Below are 15,229 nucleotides of genomic sequence, written 5' to 3'. Positions count from 1 at the left end.
AAGTCGGTTCTTCATTGTATGTAGGCGCACGCCCAGACGTGCATGTACATAGGGAATTCGTTGCTGCCGCTTCATCAGAAGCCGCTGACTTTTACACTTTCTACACCTCTTGCCGTCTTAACATTAGGAGTCCCGCTCCAATAAACACCGCACACAGCACCAATGTGCCGACAAGCGGCGCCACGATATGCGCATCTGCGCTGCCCATCACGACTTTACTCGCCTCATCCGCTAGACGGCTTGGCGACACCTTCCGAAGAAAGCTGCCGAGATACTGCGGAACCGTCGTAAGTACAAGGAATATAACGAAAGCAACACCGCCCGCACCGACCTGGCTCTTCATAAAAGCGGAGCAGCTCAGCGCAATCGCTACAGCAAGCAGTACATAAGGCACATACAGCAGCGTACCGAGCATTGCATCCAACCAATCGACCTTATCGAACATAATCTCGGTATAATACGTCGAGATGATCATGCCTGCGAATAAACTTGCAACGACTAGCAGTGACCCTGCCAGCAGCTTCGCTGTGAAGTACCCCGCATAGCTGATCGGCTTCGCGAACACCATCGCCATAACTCCCGAAGCCCGTTCACCCGCTATCTCGCCCATGATAATCAAGATAATAATGATACACCCAAGCGATCCAAACTTCGGCAGCAGCGATCCCATGACTTCAAGGACCGTTGGCTCCGGAATTTGAATAATTGCGCCCTCAGGAAGGCCCGACGCATCCTTCAATAACGTAGGCAGCATCTTCATCGTAACCGGCTGCGTGATCACCAGCAGAGTAAATACGATGGGGATGTAGAGAATCTTGAGACTGCTAACCAGCTCGCGAAGCTCCTTCGTCAACATTGGCATAAATCCGATCATGACTGAACCACCTTCATGAATATTTGCTCCAGAGTCGCCTCGGCCACGCGATAATTCGTAAACCGGATGCCGTGACTAACGAGCAGCTGAGGCAACTTCGCATTCGCGGCCCCGATATCATCACACTCGATCGTGAAGCTATTCCCCTCTTGATGTACCTTCGTGAACACAGGCTCCTTGTGCAAAATAGCTGCTAGATCCCCTGTCGTTGGCTCAATCGTCAAATGGATCATGGATTCCTTGTACCCGCGCTTTAGCTCCTCCATCGGTTGTGAGAGCAGAACCGTTCCCTTATCGATTATGACAATGTGATCGGCTACCCGCTCCACATCATCCAGAATGTGCGTGGACATGAAGATCGTCATATCTGCCTTCAGCTTCTCAATTAGCATAAGCACATCGTATCGCCCCATAGGATCAAGCGCTGATACGGGTTCATCGAGTACGAGCAGCTTGGGGCGGTTAATAAGCGCCTGAGCAATTCCGAGACGCTGCTTCATCCCGCCGCTGAAGCCTCCGATTGCACGATGCCTAGCATCCCATATGCCGCACAGCTTCAGCAGTTCTTCCGTACGAGCCGCAATTTCTTGCTTGCCGAGCTTAAAGATGCGCCCCACCCAATGCATCCACTGCTCGGCCGTCATATCATTGTAGAAGGCTGGCGCCTGCGGACAGTAACCAATTTCTTTCCTAATATGTATAGCATCCTTCATCACATCATAGCCAACTACACGAACAGATCCTGCAGTTGGCTTGGCAAGCCCGGTAATGATCCGAATCGTCGTTGTTTTTCCTGCGCCGTTAGCACCAAGAAAGCCGACACAGCCTTTGCCTTCGATCGAGAAGGAGACGTCCTTCAACGACTGCACATCACCGAACGTCTTTGCGAGTTTATCGCATACGAGAATAGACACTTCATCGCTCCCTATCGCTAATAGTTGACATGCAACCTAATATTTTTTACGACCAAAAATCAAATAGGCCAGCGGCCCAAACATCGAAAGGAACAAGCTAATCAGCACCCATACAACTTTCGGCCCGCGAATGCGGCTGCTGTCCCGGCGTATGATGTCTACTAACACAATGATGAGCAATAAAAATTGAAGAACAATAATCGGCAATAGAAGTTTCCAATCCATTGAAACTACCTCCTAATAGGTGTTAATTAAACCGTATTGTATAACAAACGCAACCAACTATTCATGTTATAGCTGCTGTTTTCATTTAAACGAAGTTGAAGCTAAAGGAGACCAGCCACAAACATACTGTACGATTTAATGTATGTGTTATATTTCTACTATAACAGTCAAAAAGCAAAAAGTAAATAGATGTCATCCGACATCTATTCGCTCTGGCTATGAAGTAATCTTGTACATTTATATCGAAGTCGATGTGTACGTATCATTCAGAATCATCTTCGCGATGTAGAACACTTGGCCCATATGCTCCGAATAGTGAGCGGCACATTGATGCAGCATATCCAGATTGTTCCGTTCTTTCCCGCGAACATTCTGGGTTCTTAACAGATCCGCCTCCGTTAACTCTTGGATCGTTGTGATAAGGAAACCAAACCGTTGATCGACGATACGGAGCAGTTCTTCCTTTGTAAGCGGATTTGGTGCAAAATCTAACGCGCGGTCGCGTACGACATCGCGCAGCAGAATTCCTTTCTCCACCCGCTCCTTCATATTGCCATCCATGTGACGAATCAACGTCGCGATACTGTGACTCGCATCATTCGGACGCCAATTCAGCTGCTCGTCATCTAACTGTTCGATCGCTTTCGTTAAGCGTCGGCGAATTTCCTCGAACTTCTTAGTCAACCATGTCCGATTAAAGGATAAATCCATGCCGCATCTCCTCCAATGATAGATATCACACTCACATCTGAACGAACTTCGGAGCCTTACGAATGACCAGATCCATCAACTCTTCACCTCACGAGGTCCCATGACCTGCACCGGACCATGCCACCGTTCATCCTCTAGTACCTGCTGCTCGTACGAGCCACCCGTATAAACGTCCAATACTTGATTCCAGAATCGGTTCGCTGGCAAGTTGCTTCCTGTTTGTCTTATTTCCCATGCCCCAGGGAACATGTCGAACAACTTGATAGCGGCCTGCTTGCCATAACCCTGTCTTCTAAACTTTCGCATAATGAAGAAATCCCCGATGATATTGGTGTGTTCCGCCTCACTCAGCTTCACACGATCACGAGGTACTTCCAACATGACGAGAGCGAAACCAGCGATCTCGCCATTCACACGGAACAAGCAAGGACGACGATATTCGTCTGTCCACTGGTGATCCAAATACTTGTACATATACAGCCCGTGCTCATTCAGTGCATGCCCATCGAACTCACTGGAATCATAACGGTACAGTTGAATGAGCTGAGACAAAATATTTTTATCATTGTACGGAATTATGGTTACTTCCAGCATTTACGCAGCAACTCCTATTTGCGCCGGGTCGGCCGCCACAGCTTGCCTTTATTCAAGATGAGGTCAGAGATGATAACCGCTACGATGAACATAGCCACATACGTTAGAAAATGATGCGAATGAAACACATAGTTCGGAACAATCACGAAGCAAATTATTGCAATGACCAAATTCACGATGAATGACCAACGCTTCAACCGATTAAGCATCGCGGCTGCACCTCTTCCCTCACTCATAATATAAAAATCACTGTACTACTCAACGATTTCGCTCGATAAGCCAGCAGTCTCTCATTTCACCTTCATGCCACTCATGACGCTCCAGCAGCTTGATGCGCTCAAAGCCGCATTTCTCGTAGACGCGCAAGGCTCTTGTATTCCATGTCTGCGGATCCATCACTACCTTCACAGCGTCTTTCTCCGTAAACAAATACTGTACCGTTGATTGAATAAGCTGCGTACCTACTCCACGATTCCAGAACCTCGGTTCACCAATGAATTGATCCATGCCATAAATATCGCCCTCGACATCTTGGCAGCTATACTCTTCTATACCCTCTTCATCGAGTGGATAAAACTGGATGTAACCAATCGCTTCACCTTCAAACTCAACGATGCAGCGAACTTCCTCGTCATCCTCGCCACTATAGTAATGCTCCATGACAAGCGCTCGATCATGTGGCCGATCACGCCCTTCATAAAACTCCAGCACCACGGTATCAGACAGCCATCGCTCAAGCAGATGCGCATCTTCAAGCTCCAGCCTTCTTACCTTCAACTGATCTTGCTGAAACAGATACATGTGAGATCACTCCGTCATTGGTTCATAGAAAATAATTCGGTTACCGAATGGGTCCGTAATGCTAATCTCACGACTGCCCCACGGCATGCTCTCTAGACCTGGACGCGCGTACTTATATTTTTTGTCCGAAATCTCCTTGTGCAGCTTCTCGATACCTTCCACTTCAATACGAATGGCTGCACCCGGAAGACAATCTCCATAATGCTCACTTATGTGAAGGACGATGTTCCCTCTCGAAATCTGCATATATAGTGGAAAATCCGACTCAAATCGGTGCTCCCAGTCCACCTGGAACCCGAGAAACTCAATGTAAAATTCCCTCGCCTTATTCTCATCCAGCATGCGAAGAATCGGTACAATCTTGTTTAACTGCATCGATCATCAGCCTCCATTTGTCCTCTTCACGAACCGATAACCCGTAATCTCGAAACCCAGCCGCTTATAAAATTCATGTGCAATCTTCCGCTCTTCCTTCATCCCGCTCGTGAGGTACAAGATATCCGATCCGTTACGGATCGACCAGTCCTCTATATATCGGATGAGCTGCTTGCCAATGCCCTGACCTTGCATCTCCTTCTTCACTACAAACGCTGATATGTAAGTTACGACATCATCGATCTCGTAGTTAGTCGAAACCCGAATGCCGGCCATGCCAACTACTTGTCCATCCACCTCTGCAACGAACGTATGACAGAAAGGGTTAGATGCGATCACATCCATCCGACGCTGCATTTCGCTTATCTTAGTCGGGTAGCCTAGATCTTCCATCAATTCCGCAACGGCTGCTAGATCGGCTGCCTCATAGGTTCGAATGAGTGCCAATGGAACTCCCCCTCTTTAATAATTGCGGTCCATCAGAGCTGGGTCTTGGAACCTTACGATAATTGAGTCCACCTTCTGATCACCATGCAATATAATGAAATATTCGCCATTCTCATAGGTGTATCCTTGATGATCCACTAACTTTGTATATTTCTGATCTAATAATACAGCAACCGCATCCGCTATCTCGTCACCGTTCTTAATCCCATAGACGGAGCAGTCCGTACCGTAACATTCGACATCACTCACTCGGTTGTACATCGAGCTGCTCGGATCATCCGGAATGTTGACACGAATGCCATGTTCCTTATAATCCCGTCCATGTCCCCCCATGCCTGGCATGTACTCGCCATCACCTAATAAAGCAACAACTTCATCCTCCGGTTGATAGATCTGTATCCCTGCTGCATTCAGATTTCGGTTCAGATGCTTATAGGTCTCCTGATAATGAACGGAAGAGATGCCCCAATATAGAGCCGCAATAAACAAGGAGGCCGCAACGAAGACCGTTATTCTAACTCGAATGCTGTTCAACGTCCGAACACCTCCGATTTATAAGGCTCTACAGGATGCTGCGCGACCAGATATTCGTAAAGAAATTGCTCCGTTGTAAGCGGGAACCGATATGCGGCAACCGGCAACCTGATTAAGCCGCCAACCTGCTGCTGTAACGATTGACTAATCTGCTCCACAGGCAGCCACTCCACCCCTATCTGCCCGACATCGGCATGCGATGCTTCCTGCTCACTATGATCTAGATCATGCACTACTGAGCATTCGAACATGTAATCGATTGCATGCACTTCCTTCATGATGAAGGAATATTCATGGTTACGCGATATGTATTCCCTTACACATACGAGCTGGCCTGCTGCTATCTCTAGTCCAAGCTCTTCTCTGCACTCTCGGCGAAGAGCTTCCTCCAGCGTTTCGTCAGCTTCCTGCGCGCCGCCTGGCAGTGCATAATAGGTTCCAATCTCCGAGCGTTCCTCCTTAATGAACAGCATGCTGCCGTCATGAATGATAAGCGCCCTCACACTATGTCTAGCCACTACGCAACTACTCCTCAGCTCTTACAATTCTTCAATAATCGATCTCCCACTGGAACGATCCTTACAAGTCCATTCCCATTGCTCATGCAGTCTGAGCTTTCCGTTATCCATCCACTCGGGCGTCGACTTGCATATCCCTGTCATCCGTTCACCTTGTTCATTCAAGTGGTGATACCTCATATCCAGTTCACCCGCCTGATTAACAATGGCAATCAAGTGTCCTTTGACGATGCCGCCGCCTTCGTACTCCGCCCATACCCTATCTTCCTTCTGAAAATACAAGAAGACCGTCTCTTCGTTCACCTCACCATTGTTGGTGTTGCTGACCGTCCGAAACCGTCTTCCGTGATAGTTGATGTTTAACTTTGGGGCCTGATTCGATTGTTCCACTTTTATCCTCCTAGGCCTCCTATTGGTTAAAGCTTTAATTGATCTGCAAAAACTGCCGAAAGCTTCTCATCCGTCCACTCCGACAGCTCTAGCATGGCTGTATAGGGGTCACCTTCAAGCTGTAAAATGTCAGCGAAAGCCGGTTCAGTCTTCATCCCTTCCAGCTTACGAGCAATGACCGCTTGTCGAAGCGGCTCGCCGAACAGCTTAAGCAACCGATCCTCAACGACCATATGGACGAAGCCGTTTTGTTCGAACGTCGGTTTATTTTGGCCAAAGATCTCAATCGGCCACTCGTTAATCGTGAAGTTCGCTTTCACCCGTCCCATTCCATCTACTACGCTTCTAGTCATCTTAAATCCACTGTATTGCTGGAATCGTTTCTGCAGCAGCCGTTCGAATTCGCTGAAGTTCTGAACGGAGCAGATAATGTCCAGATCGCTTGAAGGAACATGAATAGCAATCGGCACTGTGCCGACTAGAATGGGATTATAATCTTGAAGGATATAGAGCACCCTGTGGTTGGTAAGAAGATGGTAGACATCGTCTTGTTCTATGCTGCCTACCTTAAGATAGTCCGTATTCATCCACTTAACGACTTCTTCCCATTCTTCCTCCTGATCTCTCGCTCGCAGAGGCAGGTTCTGCATCTTATCCTGAGCGATAATTTTCAGTAGTCTATTCATTTCATCTAAGTTGCTCGCAACACGAGAGTTGTTAATCGCGCCTTTCACAACATAGTACAAGATGAAGAAGAAAATAAACAACCCAAGAGCCCACAAGAATAATGCTATGAGTAACTCCATCGCTGACTGCCTCCTAATATGAAGCTACTTCCTTCTCTTTAACACGGCTATGACATCACGAGACGTCCCTTGTCCCATGCTCGTATCGAAGCACGAGACAAGTTCCCAGCCATCGCTGCCATAGACGTTAAGCTCCGATTCGAATTCATCTGAATCAAGCTTTCCGCCAAGGAACCCACCGATCCTAAATTTCAGCGTCTTATATTCCCACTGTTCCATTCCGATTTCCTCCTCATCTATACCTTAACTCAAAGCAGCTTTGGCAGTCATTCGTTCCACTATCTCATTGGCATCTTCATATTCGGACAGCTCGTCGAGCGGGAAGAATTGCTGCTTAAGCAGCTTACCTTCTGAGTAGTAGCAGCGATACTCGTAACAAGCTGGATCGAACAGCATTGACTCTATGCTTCCCTGAATGTTTGCGGCAAGGCCTACATTCTTCGGATGAAGAATCCACTGCAGCTCTTTCCAATCCAAAATACCTTCGTCCGTCTTGATCGGCGTCTCATATGTGTATTCTTCAGGCAGCTCTGCGACATAAGCATACATGCCGCCCGTTATCGTCCCATCAACCGCCCAAGTGACGATGCCTTTGAATTGAACCGACTCAAGAATAATTCCTGTTTCCTCTCCTGCTTCTCGCAGAACGCTTTCCCTTGGTGTTTCACCGGGCTCGATATGGCCTCCTACACCGTTCCACGCGCCCATCCAGCTCGCTTTCTCGCGATTAAGCAGCAGAATCTTACTTCCTTGTCTTATGAAAAGGATGGTGTACTTGAACATAGCTGTAGATTCTCCTTGTTGGTAAAAGGAGAATCAGTAGAAACATGATTGTCAGCAATCTATCAATCGCTCCTTAACATGTTCTTCTATGATTCTCCTTGACTATTAATTCGCAGGCTTCTTCGCCACATAAGTAATGCATTCGGTCGTCAATCGGACATCGGCTCCATCTCTGTTGATCTCATACGTCAAAGGGTTAACTAATCGCTTCTGTATATCCCAGCCTGCATACTGCGTGTCCAGCAGCTGCAGCATGCGATCCGTTGGTAGATTGATCTCGAACATCGGATCCAACTCAACATTCGTCTCTACCGTAACCTCTCGGATGTTGGAGCCGATAATGATGCAGTTCACACCGGATGACTTCGTCCCTGTCACCATCTCTTGAATCTTACTTCCCAAAACCTGTTCAGAACGGAGATGCTCAAGCGTGGACACTGCAACGATGAAGTCATACATATCTGGTTTAATGACAAAATGCTCGATGTCCGACAGCCTGGAATCAATCAATGACTGCACTTCATACTGCCTGCTGTATTCTTGCAGCTTGTCGATCGCAGACTGAAGCAGGTCAACGCAAACGACACGACCTGATCTGCCTCGCAGCGATTGGGCTAGCGGAATACTATTACGGCCAATACCGGATCCTAAGTCTAACACATTCAGATATGCATAATCCGTAAAATGCTCCAACTGCTCCAGCACCGTCTTCACAGGCTTATGCAGCCATGAGCCCGGTTCGAATAAACTGTAACGCTCATAGCAATCATCGTGATACCGTTTCTCTTCCTGACGAATAAGCTCTATGCGGTTCATATGCGGTTCTCCTGATTTTGTTGTTAGAGACGGCGATTCCGAATAGCTGCAATCAACATTCTGCCAATTGCAACTACTGATGCATACAGAACAAGCAGCCCCAAAGTGATCTTCCAATAAGTGACCCAATCCCAATGTACAACGACGAAATAATTGTCATGATACTGAAAATCATCGGGCGCACCTTCTCCCAGCCAAATCATCATGATGAAGAATACAGCAGCTGGTACCAATAAGCACAGCAGCATGCCCGTTACAATTAGACGTCTGCTCAGTCTGCTCATCCCTGACGCGTTACGGGCCGCTGATTCTCCTTGCTTTTCAACCAATGGCGTATCCCTTTCCCTGCGTACGGTTCATCTGCAAACCTTGGAATAACGTGAAGATGCGCATGGAAAACATGTTGCCCTCCAACACTGCCGCTGTTCCAACCGACGTTGTAGCCATCAGGCTGATATTCGGCGTCCAGCATAATCTTCACCTCTTGCAGCAAGGCCAACGTGTCCAGCCATTCTTCATCGGTAAGATCGAACACCGTTTCACGATGCTGTTTCGGAATAATAATGCCTGAGCCTTCGATATCGGGCTTCTTCATCTGCAAATACATGCAAGTTTCATTGTCCATCATAATGTGCTCGTGCTCCAGCTTAATATAACAATATTCACAACACATGAATGACCTCTCCCTTATCTTTAGTGTATCCCGCACGTGCGGTTCAACCTTTATGCCTCTTCATGTTTGTCAATTATGGTCCAGTGCCAATGATCCAGCTTTACCTGGACTCGAATAGGCACATTAGACGAGCCGTAACTCGATTGTCCAGTATTCGGATCTATACCTTTGAATGTATAGTTCACCCATACTGTACCACGAATCAAATAATGAAGACCTCCGCCTACACTCAGGTGAAAGTCAGCGGTATCTTCAGCCTTGCTTAAAGGATAGGCTTCTCGCCGGACAAATGTATGTAAAGCAGCTTCAGTTACACGGCTATCCTCGATCATCATCTGATCCTGCTCAGGATGCAGATAGAGGGTACGAATCGTTCGTTTCACACTTGATACCATCCATATATCGATCGCGATATAGAGAACTAGCAGCACAGCAACTCCAGCTAATAAGATGCGAATCCTCCGCTTCTTTCGGTTCATTCGATCCCTCGCTTATCGATCAGAAATGGAGATGAAAATCAGTGTAAAAGTCGAGGTGTGTGCACACTATCGGCAAAAGCAGCAACAATGACAACATGCCGACGATAATCACGATTCTTTTATCCAGGCTAGCAGTTTGCAGTCCGAAGTAGATTAACGCTGTTACTCCACTTACAAGGAAGAGTATTCCCTCCGTGCTCTGACCTTCGGTTAGAATCGGAAACAGCAACCCGCCTGCCAAGTACAATATGCCTTGAACCCATTTATTCCGCGCGAAGCTAATATAGATCGCTGCAAGATCGATGACAAGTGAGCATGCAACGCCGTAAGTAGGCGTAACGAGAAGCGTTCCGAATGCAATATAAAACCCGTAAACAAACGCACCTGGGCCCGCCAGCATACTTAGAAGAAGAGAACACGCTAGTGCACAGAGGACGGCGGCGCCAGCAGCGGCGAGTGCTTTATGCAGCACATAATACACGACTTTATGCTCTAGAAATGCTGGGATTACGAAGTTTTTCTCTTCCTCAACCATCTTCTGCTCATGCTCATACCCGCAACTCCAGCAGTATGCGGCATAATCAGCATGAATGCAGTCCTCGCACAAGGGCTTCCCGCATGCCCCACATTCCTTCACCGACCCACGATTCTCATGGTAAGCGCAGTTCCTGTTGTCCATCATTCACCTCAGATCATAGCTGAACGACCTGGTTTCAGCCGACGGCAATCTCCTGATTCGCGATTCGTATAAGCGTCTCGACTAGAAACGCATGTTCACGCTCCAGCACACGAGCACTCAAACTCTCGACCGTATCGTTGTCCTCTACTTTAACCCTACACTGGCTAATGATCGCGCCGGTATCATATTCTCCATCAACTAGATGAACCGTAACTCCCGTCTCACGTTCGCCATTGCGCAGAACAGCTTCATGCACGAAGCGACCATACATACCGTGACCACCATACTTAGGCAACAAAGAGGGGTGAATATTGATAATGCGGCCGGCATAGGCATCCAGCGTAGCCGATCCCAGTCTCTTCATGTAACCGACCAGCAGCAAATAGTCAATTTCATGTTTCTTCAATGTCAGCAAGATTTGCCGATCAAGTTCCTCAGGATCTGGATGTGTAACCGAAGAATAATGGTAGGCAGGCATCCCGAATTGATGTGCCCGCTCCATTGCAGTGGAGCCGGAGTTATTCGAGATTAGCACCGCTGGCAGAGCGTTCAAACGTCCGTCCGCTGCCGCATCGAGGATGGCCTGCATATTCGATCCTCCATGCGATGACATGAAGCCGAGCTTCAGTTGGTTCATAGATCGATTCTCCTTTCGATTGATGTAAACCGTGGAAAGATTAGATATGCTGCTCCTTAGTGCGCCAACAACTTCGTTCGATGAGCGACTTGATTTGCGCCATATGATGTTGATTGTGCCATACAAGACGCTCAACGGCTGTGTCAATCGTGATGATGCCAAGCGGTCCCGTCTGCAAAGTTCGGCGATATTGCTCCTCGCTCAGGCTGTTCAGCACAATTATGATCTTCTTATGCAGCGCTTCCAATAAAGTGATAGACCATTCAACCGGTGCATCGATATAGTCACTCAACTCTGCAAACCGGTCTTCTCGATAGGATGAAGCAACCGGTTGGTCTTCCGTTAGCGCCCGCTTCAACCGGAGACAAGCATTCGTATCATTGTCTGCCATATGGTGGATAATCTGCTGAATACACCAGCCTTCTTGGCGATAGGGTACTTTCAATTGTTCTAGGGTTAGATCCTGAACGAGCTCCCTTAGCTCTGTGCCAATGCTGGCAATTTGCTGAACAAGCTGATGCCGATTATGCCATGTAGGAGATAGGTTAGGTTCAAACTTACCAATCGGATAACGCAGCAGATCTTCTGACATGATGGCCCCTCCCTTTCATTATCAGCTGTTGATCAAGTGGCTAGTGATTATCAACATACATGTTCATACGCGACGCCGACTTCTGCCCCTCTAACGCCTCACGCAGCTCCCTGACTTGTCGAGTAAGTGACGACAGATCGTCCTCTGCATCCTGCGCGATTTTCTTCAGTACAACACCAAGTACGAGGAAGAAGATTGTAAGAACGAAGAATATGACCGTCCACATCGCACTCATGAAATGATCTAGAATGCCATAACGAGCAATGTCCTGAAAATGACTTAAGGTGAAAGCAAAAATCGTCATTAACAGAAACAAGCTGCTTAATGCAAAAAACGCTTTATACATACGATTGGTCCGTTCAAAAAAAGGCACGCCCGATCCCCCCTAAGCTCACATATACGTATAATAGCGTCCTTACGACCAACGTCATTACTCTCTTTTCAAAATACACCGAAAACGTTCCACTTCAGGATACTTCTCCCCCAGGCTTTCGATTCGGCAGCCAATTCGCTTATAGAAACCAACAGCATCCTTATCTGTCTCAGCCTGTAGCTCTGACAATCCGGTCTCTAGCATGATCTTCTCAATCATACTTCTTGCGAGATTTCTTCTCTGGTACAAGGGCGTTACAGCGATATGCTTCAATATGCCAGATGCTCCGCCCGTTCGTTCTACACCAATCAGGCCAACTAACTCGCCTGTCTTCTCCTCGCCCATGAGGATTCTAGTTGGCTCCGTCTGGTACATGAGCAGCTCCCTAGCAATCCTATCATCGTCTGGCCACATACATTGCGCTAACAGCCTCTTTACCACTTCGGTATCAGCATAGCTAGTTAACGAAATCACAGCTGAAATCGCTCCTTAATCATCAACGCAACCTGCTCTGGCGAGAGATTCGTATTGTTTATTCGCATATAGTTCTCGCCCTCGAACTCTCCCTCAATCGAGTTCAATCGGTACTTATCCATCGTATTAAGGAGATCGCTTTCCGAGAACGCAATATCGCGCTTAGTCGGTTTATGTGCCAGTCGATGTGGGCTAGTATTGCGAACCAGCCGCTCCTCTACATCCGCCTCCAACTCGACGAGGACCGTCTCTGCGCCACGCGACTCGAATAATTGACGGATCTCACCGATATATGCCCAATCCGCTTCAAGGTCAAGAGCCCAGACGAATGTGAAGATGATGCCGGGCAAACCGCTCTGAGCAACCTCTTCGAAGATCATCTGTCGGAATTGACGAACCAGCCGCTTGCCAGCAGGCGTACTATAGCTGAAGAAAGGCGATACAAGTTCAATCGTCATATGATTATGGAACAGCTTGAGCGGCGTTATTCGTTCCAGCTCCTGCCCAACCGTCATTTTGCCAACAGCCTGCGGTCCGAATAATATCAACAGCTTCATCCGACTATCCCCTCCTATCTGCACACACCAATACTATCAACTAAACATCGCATTGCATTCCTGCATCATATATTGCATATAGGCAATCGCATCCGCCTTACGTCGTTTCCTCGATCGATAATGGGAGACTCCGCCACCTTGTCTAATTCGAATCGCTTCCTGAAGAATGAGATGCCATCGCTCGGGGACTCGTTTCAACGCATATTCACCTGCCCCGACTTTGCTCGTGACTCGATGTTCTCGGAATGTATACCATAATCGGGTTATGCCAAGGACACCCCACTCCATACGGGAGCCTAACAACCAGACGAGCAATGAGGAGGGGTGACGCTTGCTTGTTGCTCTATGAATCCATCTCATCCAGTACGTATTCAAGTTGATGTGCATGTTCTGAATGAATAGTTTGCTATCGATTGTTAGACCTAACTCCTCAACTGCGGGCCCGATCAGTCGTATCCCGTGATGCTTTAGTTCATACCATGTGACCAGATTGAGTTCAAAATATCCTGCCTGTTTCATTCTGCCGTCGGAATAATAAGGGAACGGTTCAATGTCAGTGTGCAGCTTGCCCAGATCATCCCATGAAATATAGATTCCTCCCATTCGAGACTTCGGGAATCTCTTCTCAACTTCCTTATGCACGCTGATAACGATCGCATATTGACTGTCGTTTAATCGCTTCTCAGTGATCGCAACAAAATCGATATCACTGCAATGCGCATAATAGTCGCCAAGCGCGATAGAGCCATACAGATAGAAACCTTGGAGCAATCCGTTCTGCTGTTCATTCATCCGTTCCAGGTAAAACCTAAGCACCTCGTGCACCGGGCGCGGCAGACCGTCAGACATTCTTCACACCTCATTAGTGATTCATCTGCGAGCCTTCGGCTTCCATCTCGAAAGGCCACTTGTCCGTGCCTAGCTTGCCAACTCAAGAATCTGATCTTCTGTATCGAGAAGATCAACATATTTGGGGGCTATCACATTCGGGTGCTTGACGCATTGCGCTAGTACTTGGAACCCAGCGGCTGCAACCGGAGCATCACAATAGATTTCCACATCAATATCGGGATTCATCATCAATTCATAGGCGGTTGCACCTACGAGTATCGGTTCACCAATTTCCCTCCACTGCTCGAGAAGCCTCAATTCCCGCAATATCTGATGGGCTATAAGATGCATTTTCCGTGCTCGTTCAACAATATCCATCATGACGCCTTTATTCCTCTCTTACCACTATATTGCAGAAGACAATCGGCCGAATGGAACAAAAAAGTCTGCAACGTCAATTGCAGACTTTCATGTTCAATTCACTTCAACAATTCCCTGAGCTTCATAGGGATAGTCGATTTGCTTCTTGATGGCTGACGCGGCGTCTTTATGAATGAACATCTCTGCAAGATAGATTGCTAGATCGATCGAAGTCGATACACCGCCAGCTGTAATGAGGTTGCCATCCTTGACAATGCGTGCTCGAATCACCTCTTCGCAGTACGGTTCGAGCAGCTCGTATGCATAAGGGTGCGTCGTTGCTTTCCGGCCCTCTAGAAATCCTGCCGCACCAAACAGCAGTGATCCGGTACATACGGAGACGAGATACTGTACGTTCGCTGCCTGCTTCAGCCAAGTAATGAACTCTTCATTATACCGAAGCGCTCTCGTTCCCATGCCACCTGGGACGAATACAAGGTCATATTGGGATAGGTCAGGCTTGATTGTGCTCACTTTAATCGTCAAGCCAAGCTCATCCTTGATCTCCTCGGTCAGACCACATATATCCCATGTGGTACCCTTCGTCTCTTCGAACATATTGAACCGATAAACGACGTCGTAGAATCCAATGAAGTCGAGAAACGTCAAGCCATCAAAGAGCACAAATGCAATCTTCATCGACAGTCCCCCCATCTCTAAATCCGTTCCGTTGAATGAAAAATAAACATCAAGCCACAACTTGATGTTTATGGTTTTATTAATAAT

Annotated in this window: 28 protein-coding genes; all 28 read right to left on the bottom strand. The window is 47.6% G+C overall.

Annotation, left to right across the window (positions count from 1 at the left end):
• Nucleotides 1-100: 100 nt before the first annotated feature.
• The 28 genes from H8B09_RS25895 to H8B09_RS25760 all read right to left on the bottom strand — a co-directional run bounded on the left by H8B09_RS25895 (nt 101) and on the right by H8B09_RS25760 (nt 15,142).
• Nucleotides 101-874, bottom strand: a complete 774-nt coding sequence (locus H8B09_RS25895) for an ABC transporter permease (RefSeq protein WP_191206499.1) — start codon at nt 872-874, stop codon at nt 101-103.
• Nucleotides 871-1,788, bottom strand: a complete 918-nt coding sequence (locus tag H8B09_RS25890; RefSeq protein WP_191206498.1) for an ABC transporter ATP-binding protein — start codon at nt 1,786-1,788, stop codon at nt 871-873. Before H8B09_RS25890 ends, H8B09_RS25895 begins: the two co-directional genes overlap by 4 nt.
• Before the next feature lie 36 nt (nt 1,789-1,824).
• Nucleotides 1,825-2,013 carry a PLD nuclease N-terminal domain-containing protein gene (locus H8B09_RS25885; protein WP_191206497.1) on the bottom strand — a complete coding sequence of 63 codons (189 nt, stop codon included), beginning with the start codon at nt 2,011-2,013 and terminating at the stop codon, nt 1,825-1,827.
• Nucleotides 2,014-2,250: 237 nt separating this feature from the next.
• Complete coding sequence (locus H8B09_RS25880; RefSeq protein WP_191206496.1) at nt 2,251-2,724, bottom strand: DUF1572 family protein; 474 nt, start codon at nt 2,722-2,724, stop codon at nt 2,251-2,253.
• Nucleotides 2,725-2,799: 75 nt separating this feature from the next.
• Nucleotides 2,800-3,318, bottom strand: coding sequence for a GNAT family N-acetyltransferase (locus tag H8B09_RS25875; protein WP_191206495.1), 519 nt, complete (start codon nt 3,316-3,318; stop codon nt 2,800-2,802).
• A 14-nt stretch (nt 3,319-3,332) separates the two neighbouring features.
• Nucleotides 3,333-3,527 (bottom strand): hypothetical protein, encoded by a 195-nt coding sequence (locus tag H8B09_RS25870; protein ID WP_224754025.1) that lies wholly within the window; start codon nt 3,525-3,527, stop codon nt 3,333-3,335.
• A 49-nt stretch (nt 3,528-3,576) separates the two neighbouring features.
• On the bottom strand, nt 3,577-4,119 hold the full coding sequence (locus tag H8B09_RS25865; protein WP_191206493.1) for a GNAT family N-acetyltransferase: 543 nt from the start codon (nt 4,117-4,119) through the stop codon (nt 3,577-3,579).
• 6 nt (nt 4,120-4,125) lie between these two features.
• Nucleotides 4,126-4,494, bottom strand: coding sequence for a glyoxalase superfamily protein (locus H8B09_RS25860; RefSeq protein ID WP_191206492.1), 369 nt, complete (start codon nt 4,492-4,494; stop codon nt 4,126-4,128).
• Nucleotides 4,495-4,500: 6 nt separating this feature from the next.
• Nucleotides 4,501-4,941, bottom strand: a complete 441-nt coding sequence (locus H8B09_RS25855) for a GNAT family N-acetyltransferase (RefSeq protein ID WP_224754024.1) — start codon at nt 4,939-4,941, stop codon at nt 4,501-4,503.
• A gap of 15 nt (nt 4,942-4,956) precedes the next feature.
• Nucleotides 4,957-5,475, bottom strand: a complete 519-nt coding sequence (locus H8B09_RS25850) for a hypothetical protein (protein WP_191206491.1) — start codon at nt 5,473-5,475, stop codon at nt 4,957-4,959.
• Nucleotides 5,472-5,993 (bottom strand): NUDIX domain-containing protein, encoded by a 522-nt coding sequence (locus H8B09_RS25845; RefSeq protein WP_191206490.1) that lies wholly within the window; start codon nt 5,991-5,993, stop codon nt 5,472-5,474. Before H8B09_RS25845 ends, H8B09_RS25850 begins: the two co-directional genes overlap by 4 nt.
• A 21-nt stretch (nt 5,994-6,014) precedes the next feature.
• Entirely contained in the window at nt 6,015-6,383 is a 369-nt protein-coding gene (locus H8B09_RS25840; protein ID WP_224754023.1) for an avidin-fold protein, read from the bottom strand.
• A 26-nt stretch (nt 6,384-6,409) separates the two neighbouring features.
• Nucleotides 6,410-7,189 carry a DUF4269 domain-containing protein gene (locus H8B09_RS25835; protein WP_191206489.1) on the bottom strand — a complete coding sequence of 260 codons (780 nt, stop codon included), beginning with the start codon at nt 7,187-7,189 and terminating at the stop codon, nt 6,410-6,412.
• A 24-nt stretch (nt 7,190-7,213) separates the two neighbouring features.
• The gene (locus tag H8B09_RS25830) at nt 7,214-7,408 is read right to left on the bottom strand and encodes a DUF4177 domain-containing protein (RefSeq protein WP_191206488.1); all 195 of its coding nucleotides are present in this window, start codon (nt 7,406-7,408) and stop codon (nt 7,214-7,216) included.
• 24 nt (nt 7,409-7,432) lie between these two features.
• Nucleotides 7,433-7,972, bottom strand: a complete 540-nt coding sequence (locus H8B09_RS25825; RefSeq protein ID WP_191206487.1) for an NUDIX hydrolase — start codon at nt 7,970-7,972, stop codon at nt 7,433-7,435.
• A 105-nt stretch (nt 7,973-8,077) separates the two neighbouring features.
• Nucleotides 8,078-8,788 carry a class I SAM-dependent methyltransferase gene (locus H8B09_RS25820; RefSeq protein ID WP_191206486.1) on the bottom strand — a complete coding sequence of 237 codons (711 nt, stop codon included), beginning with the start codon at nt 8,786-8,788 and terminating at the stop codon, nt 8,078-8,080.
• 23 nt (nt 8,789-8,811) lie between these two features.
• Complete coding sequence (locus tag H8B09_RS25815) at nt 8,812-9,072, bottom strand: hypothetical protein (protein ID WP_191206485.1); 261 nt, start codon at nt 9,070-9,072, stop codon at nt 8,812-8,814.
• On the bottom strand, nt 9,069-9,461 hold the full coding sequence (locus H8B09_RS25810) for an HIT family protein (protein ID WP_191206484.1): 393 nt from the start codon (nt 9,459-9,461) through the stop codon (nt 9,069-9,071). Before H8B09_RS25810 ends, H8B09_RS25815 begins: the two co-directional genes overlap by 4 nt.
• Nucleotides 9,462-9,511: 50 nt before the next feature.
• Entirely contained in the window at nt 9,512-9,940 is a 429-nt protein-coding gene (locus tag H8B09_RS25805; protein ID WP_191206483.1) for a hypothetical protein, read from the bottom strand.
• 19 nt (nt 9,941-9,959) lie between these two features.
• On the bottom strand, nt 9,960-10,622 hold the full coding sequence (locus tag H8B09_RS25800) for a hypothetical protein (protein WP_191206482.1): 663 nt from the start codon (nt 10,620-10,622) through the stop codon (nt 9,960-9,962).
• A 31-nt stretch (nt 10,623-10,653) separates the two neighbouring features.
• A complete protein-coding gene (purN, locus tag H8B09_RS25795) occupies nt 10,654-11,256 on the bottom strand; it encodes a phosphoribosylglycinamide formyltransferase (protein ID WP_191206481.1) in 603 nt (200 codons plus the stop codon).
• 40 nt (nt 11,257-11,296) lie between these two features.
• Complete coding sequence (locus tag H8B09_RS25790; protein WP_191206480.1) at nt 11,297-11,848, bottom strand: YfiT family bacillithiol transferase; 552 nt, start codon at nt 11,846-11,848, stop codon at nt 11,297-11,299.
• Nucleotides 11,849-11,888: 40 nt separating this feature from the next.
• Entirely contained in the window at nt 11,889-12,221 is a 333-nt protein-coding gene (locus H8B09_RS25785; RefSeq protein WP_191206479.1) for a hypothetical protein, read from the bottom strand.
• Between the two features lie 57 nt (nt 12,222-12,278).
• Nucleotides 12,279-12,695: a GNAT family N-acetyltransferase gene (locus H8B09_RS25780; RefSeq protein ID WP_318152769.1), complete on the bottom strand. Its 417-nt coding sequence runs from the start codon at nt 12,693-12,695 to the stop codon at nt 12,279-12,281.
• Nucleotides 12,692-13,252, bottom strand: a complete 561-nt coding sequence (locus H8B09_RS25775; protein ID WP_191206477.1) for a DEAD/DEAH box helicase family protein — start codon at nt 13,250-13,252, stop codon at nt 12,692-12,694. Before H8B09_RS25775 ends, H8B09_RS25780 begins: the two co-directional genes overlap by 4 nt.
• 36 nt (nt 13,253-13,288) lie before the next feature.
• Nucleotides 13,289-14,101 (bottom strand): aminoglycoside adenylyltransferase domain-containing protein, encoded by an 813-nt coding sequence (locus H8B09_RS25770; protein WP_191206476.1) that lies wholly within the window; start codon nt 14,099-14,101, stop codon nt 13,289-13,291.
• 69 nt (nt 14,102-14,170) lie between these two features.
• Entirely contained in the window at nt 14,171-14,464 is a 294-nt protein-coding gene (locus tag H8B09_RS25765; protein WP_191206475.1) for a hypothetical protein, read from the bottom strand.
• 93 nt (nt 14,465-14,557) lie between these two features.
• Entirely contained in the window at nt 14,558-15,142 is a 585-nt protein-coding gene (locus H8B09_RS25760) for a DJ-1/PfpI family protein (RefSeq protein WP_191206474.1), read from the bottom strand.
• Nucleotides 15,143-15,229 lie beyond the last annotated feature (87 nt).

The sequence above is a fragment of the Paenibacillus terricola genome, assembly GCF_014779765.1.
Lineage (GTDB): Bacteria > Bacillota > Bacilli > Paenibacillales > Paenibacillaceae > Paenibacillus_T > Paenibacillus_T terricola.
Note: the sequence above shows the minus strand (reverse complement) of the source record. Positions and strands in the feature narration are given on the sequence as shown.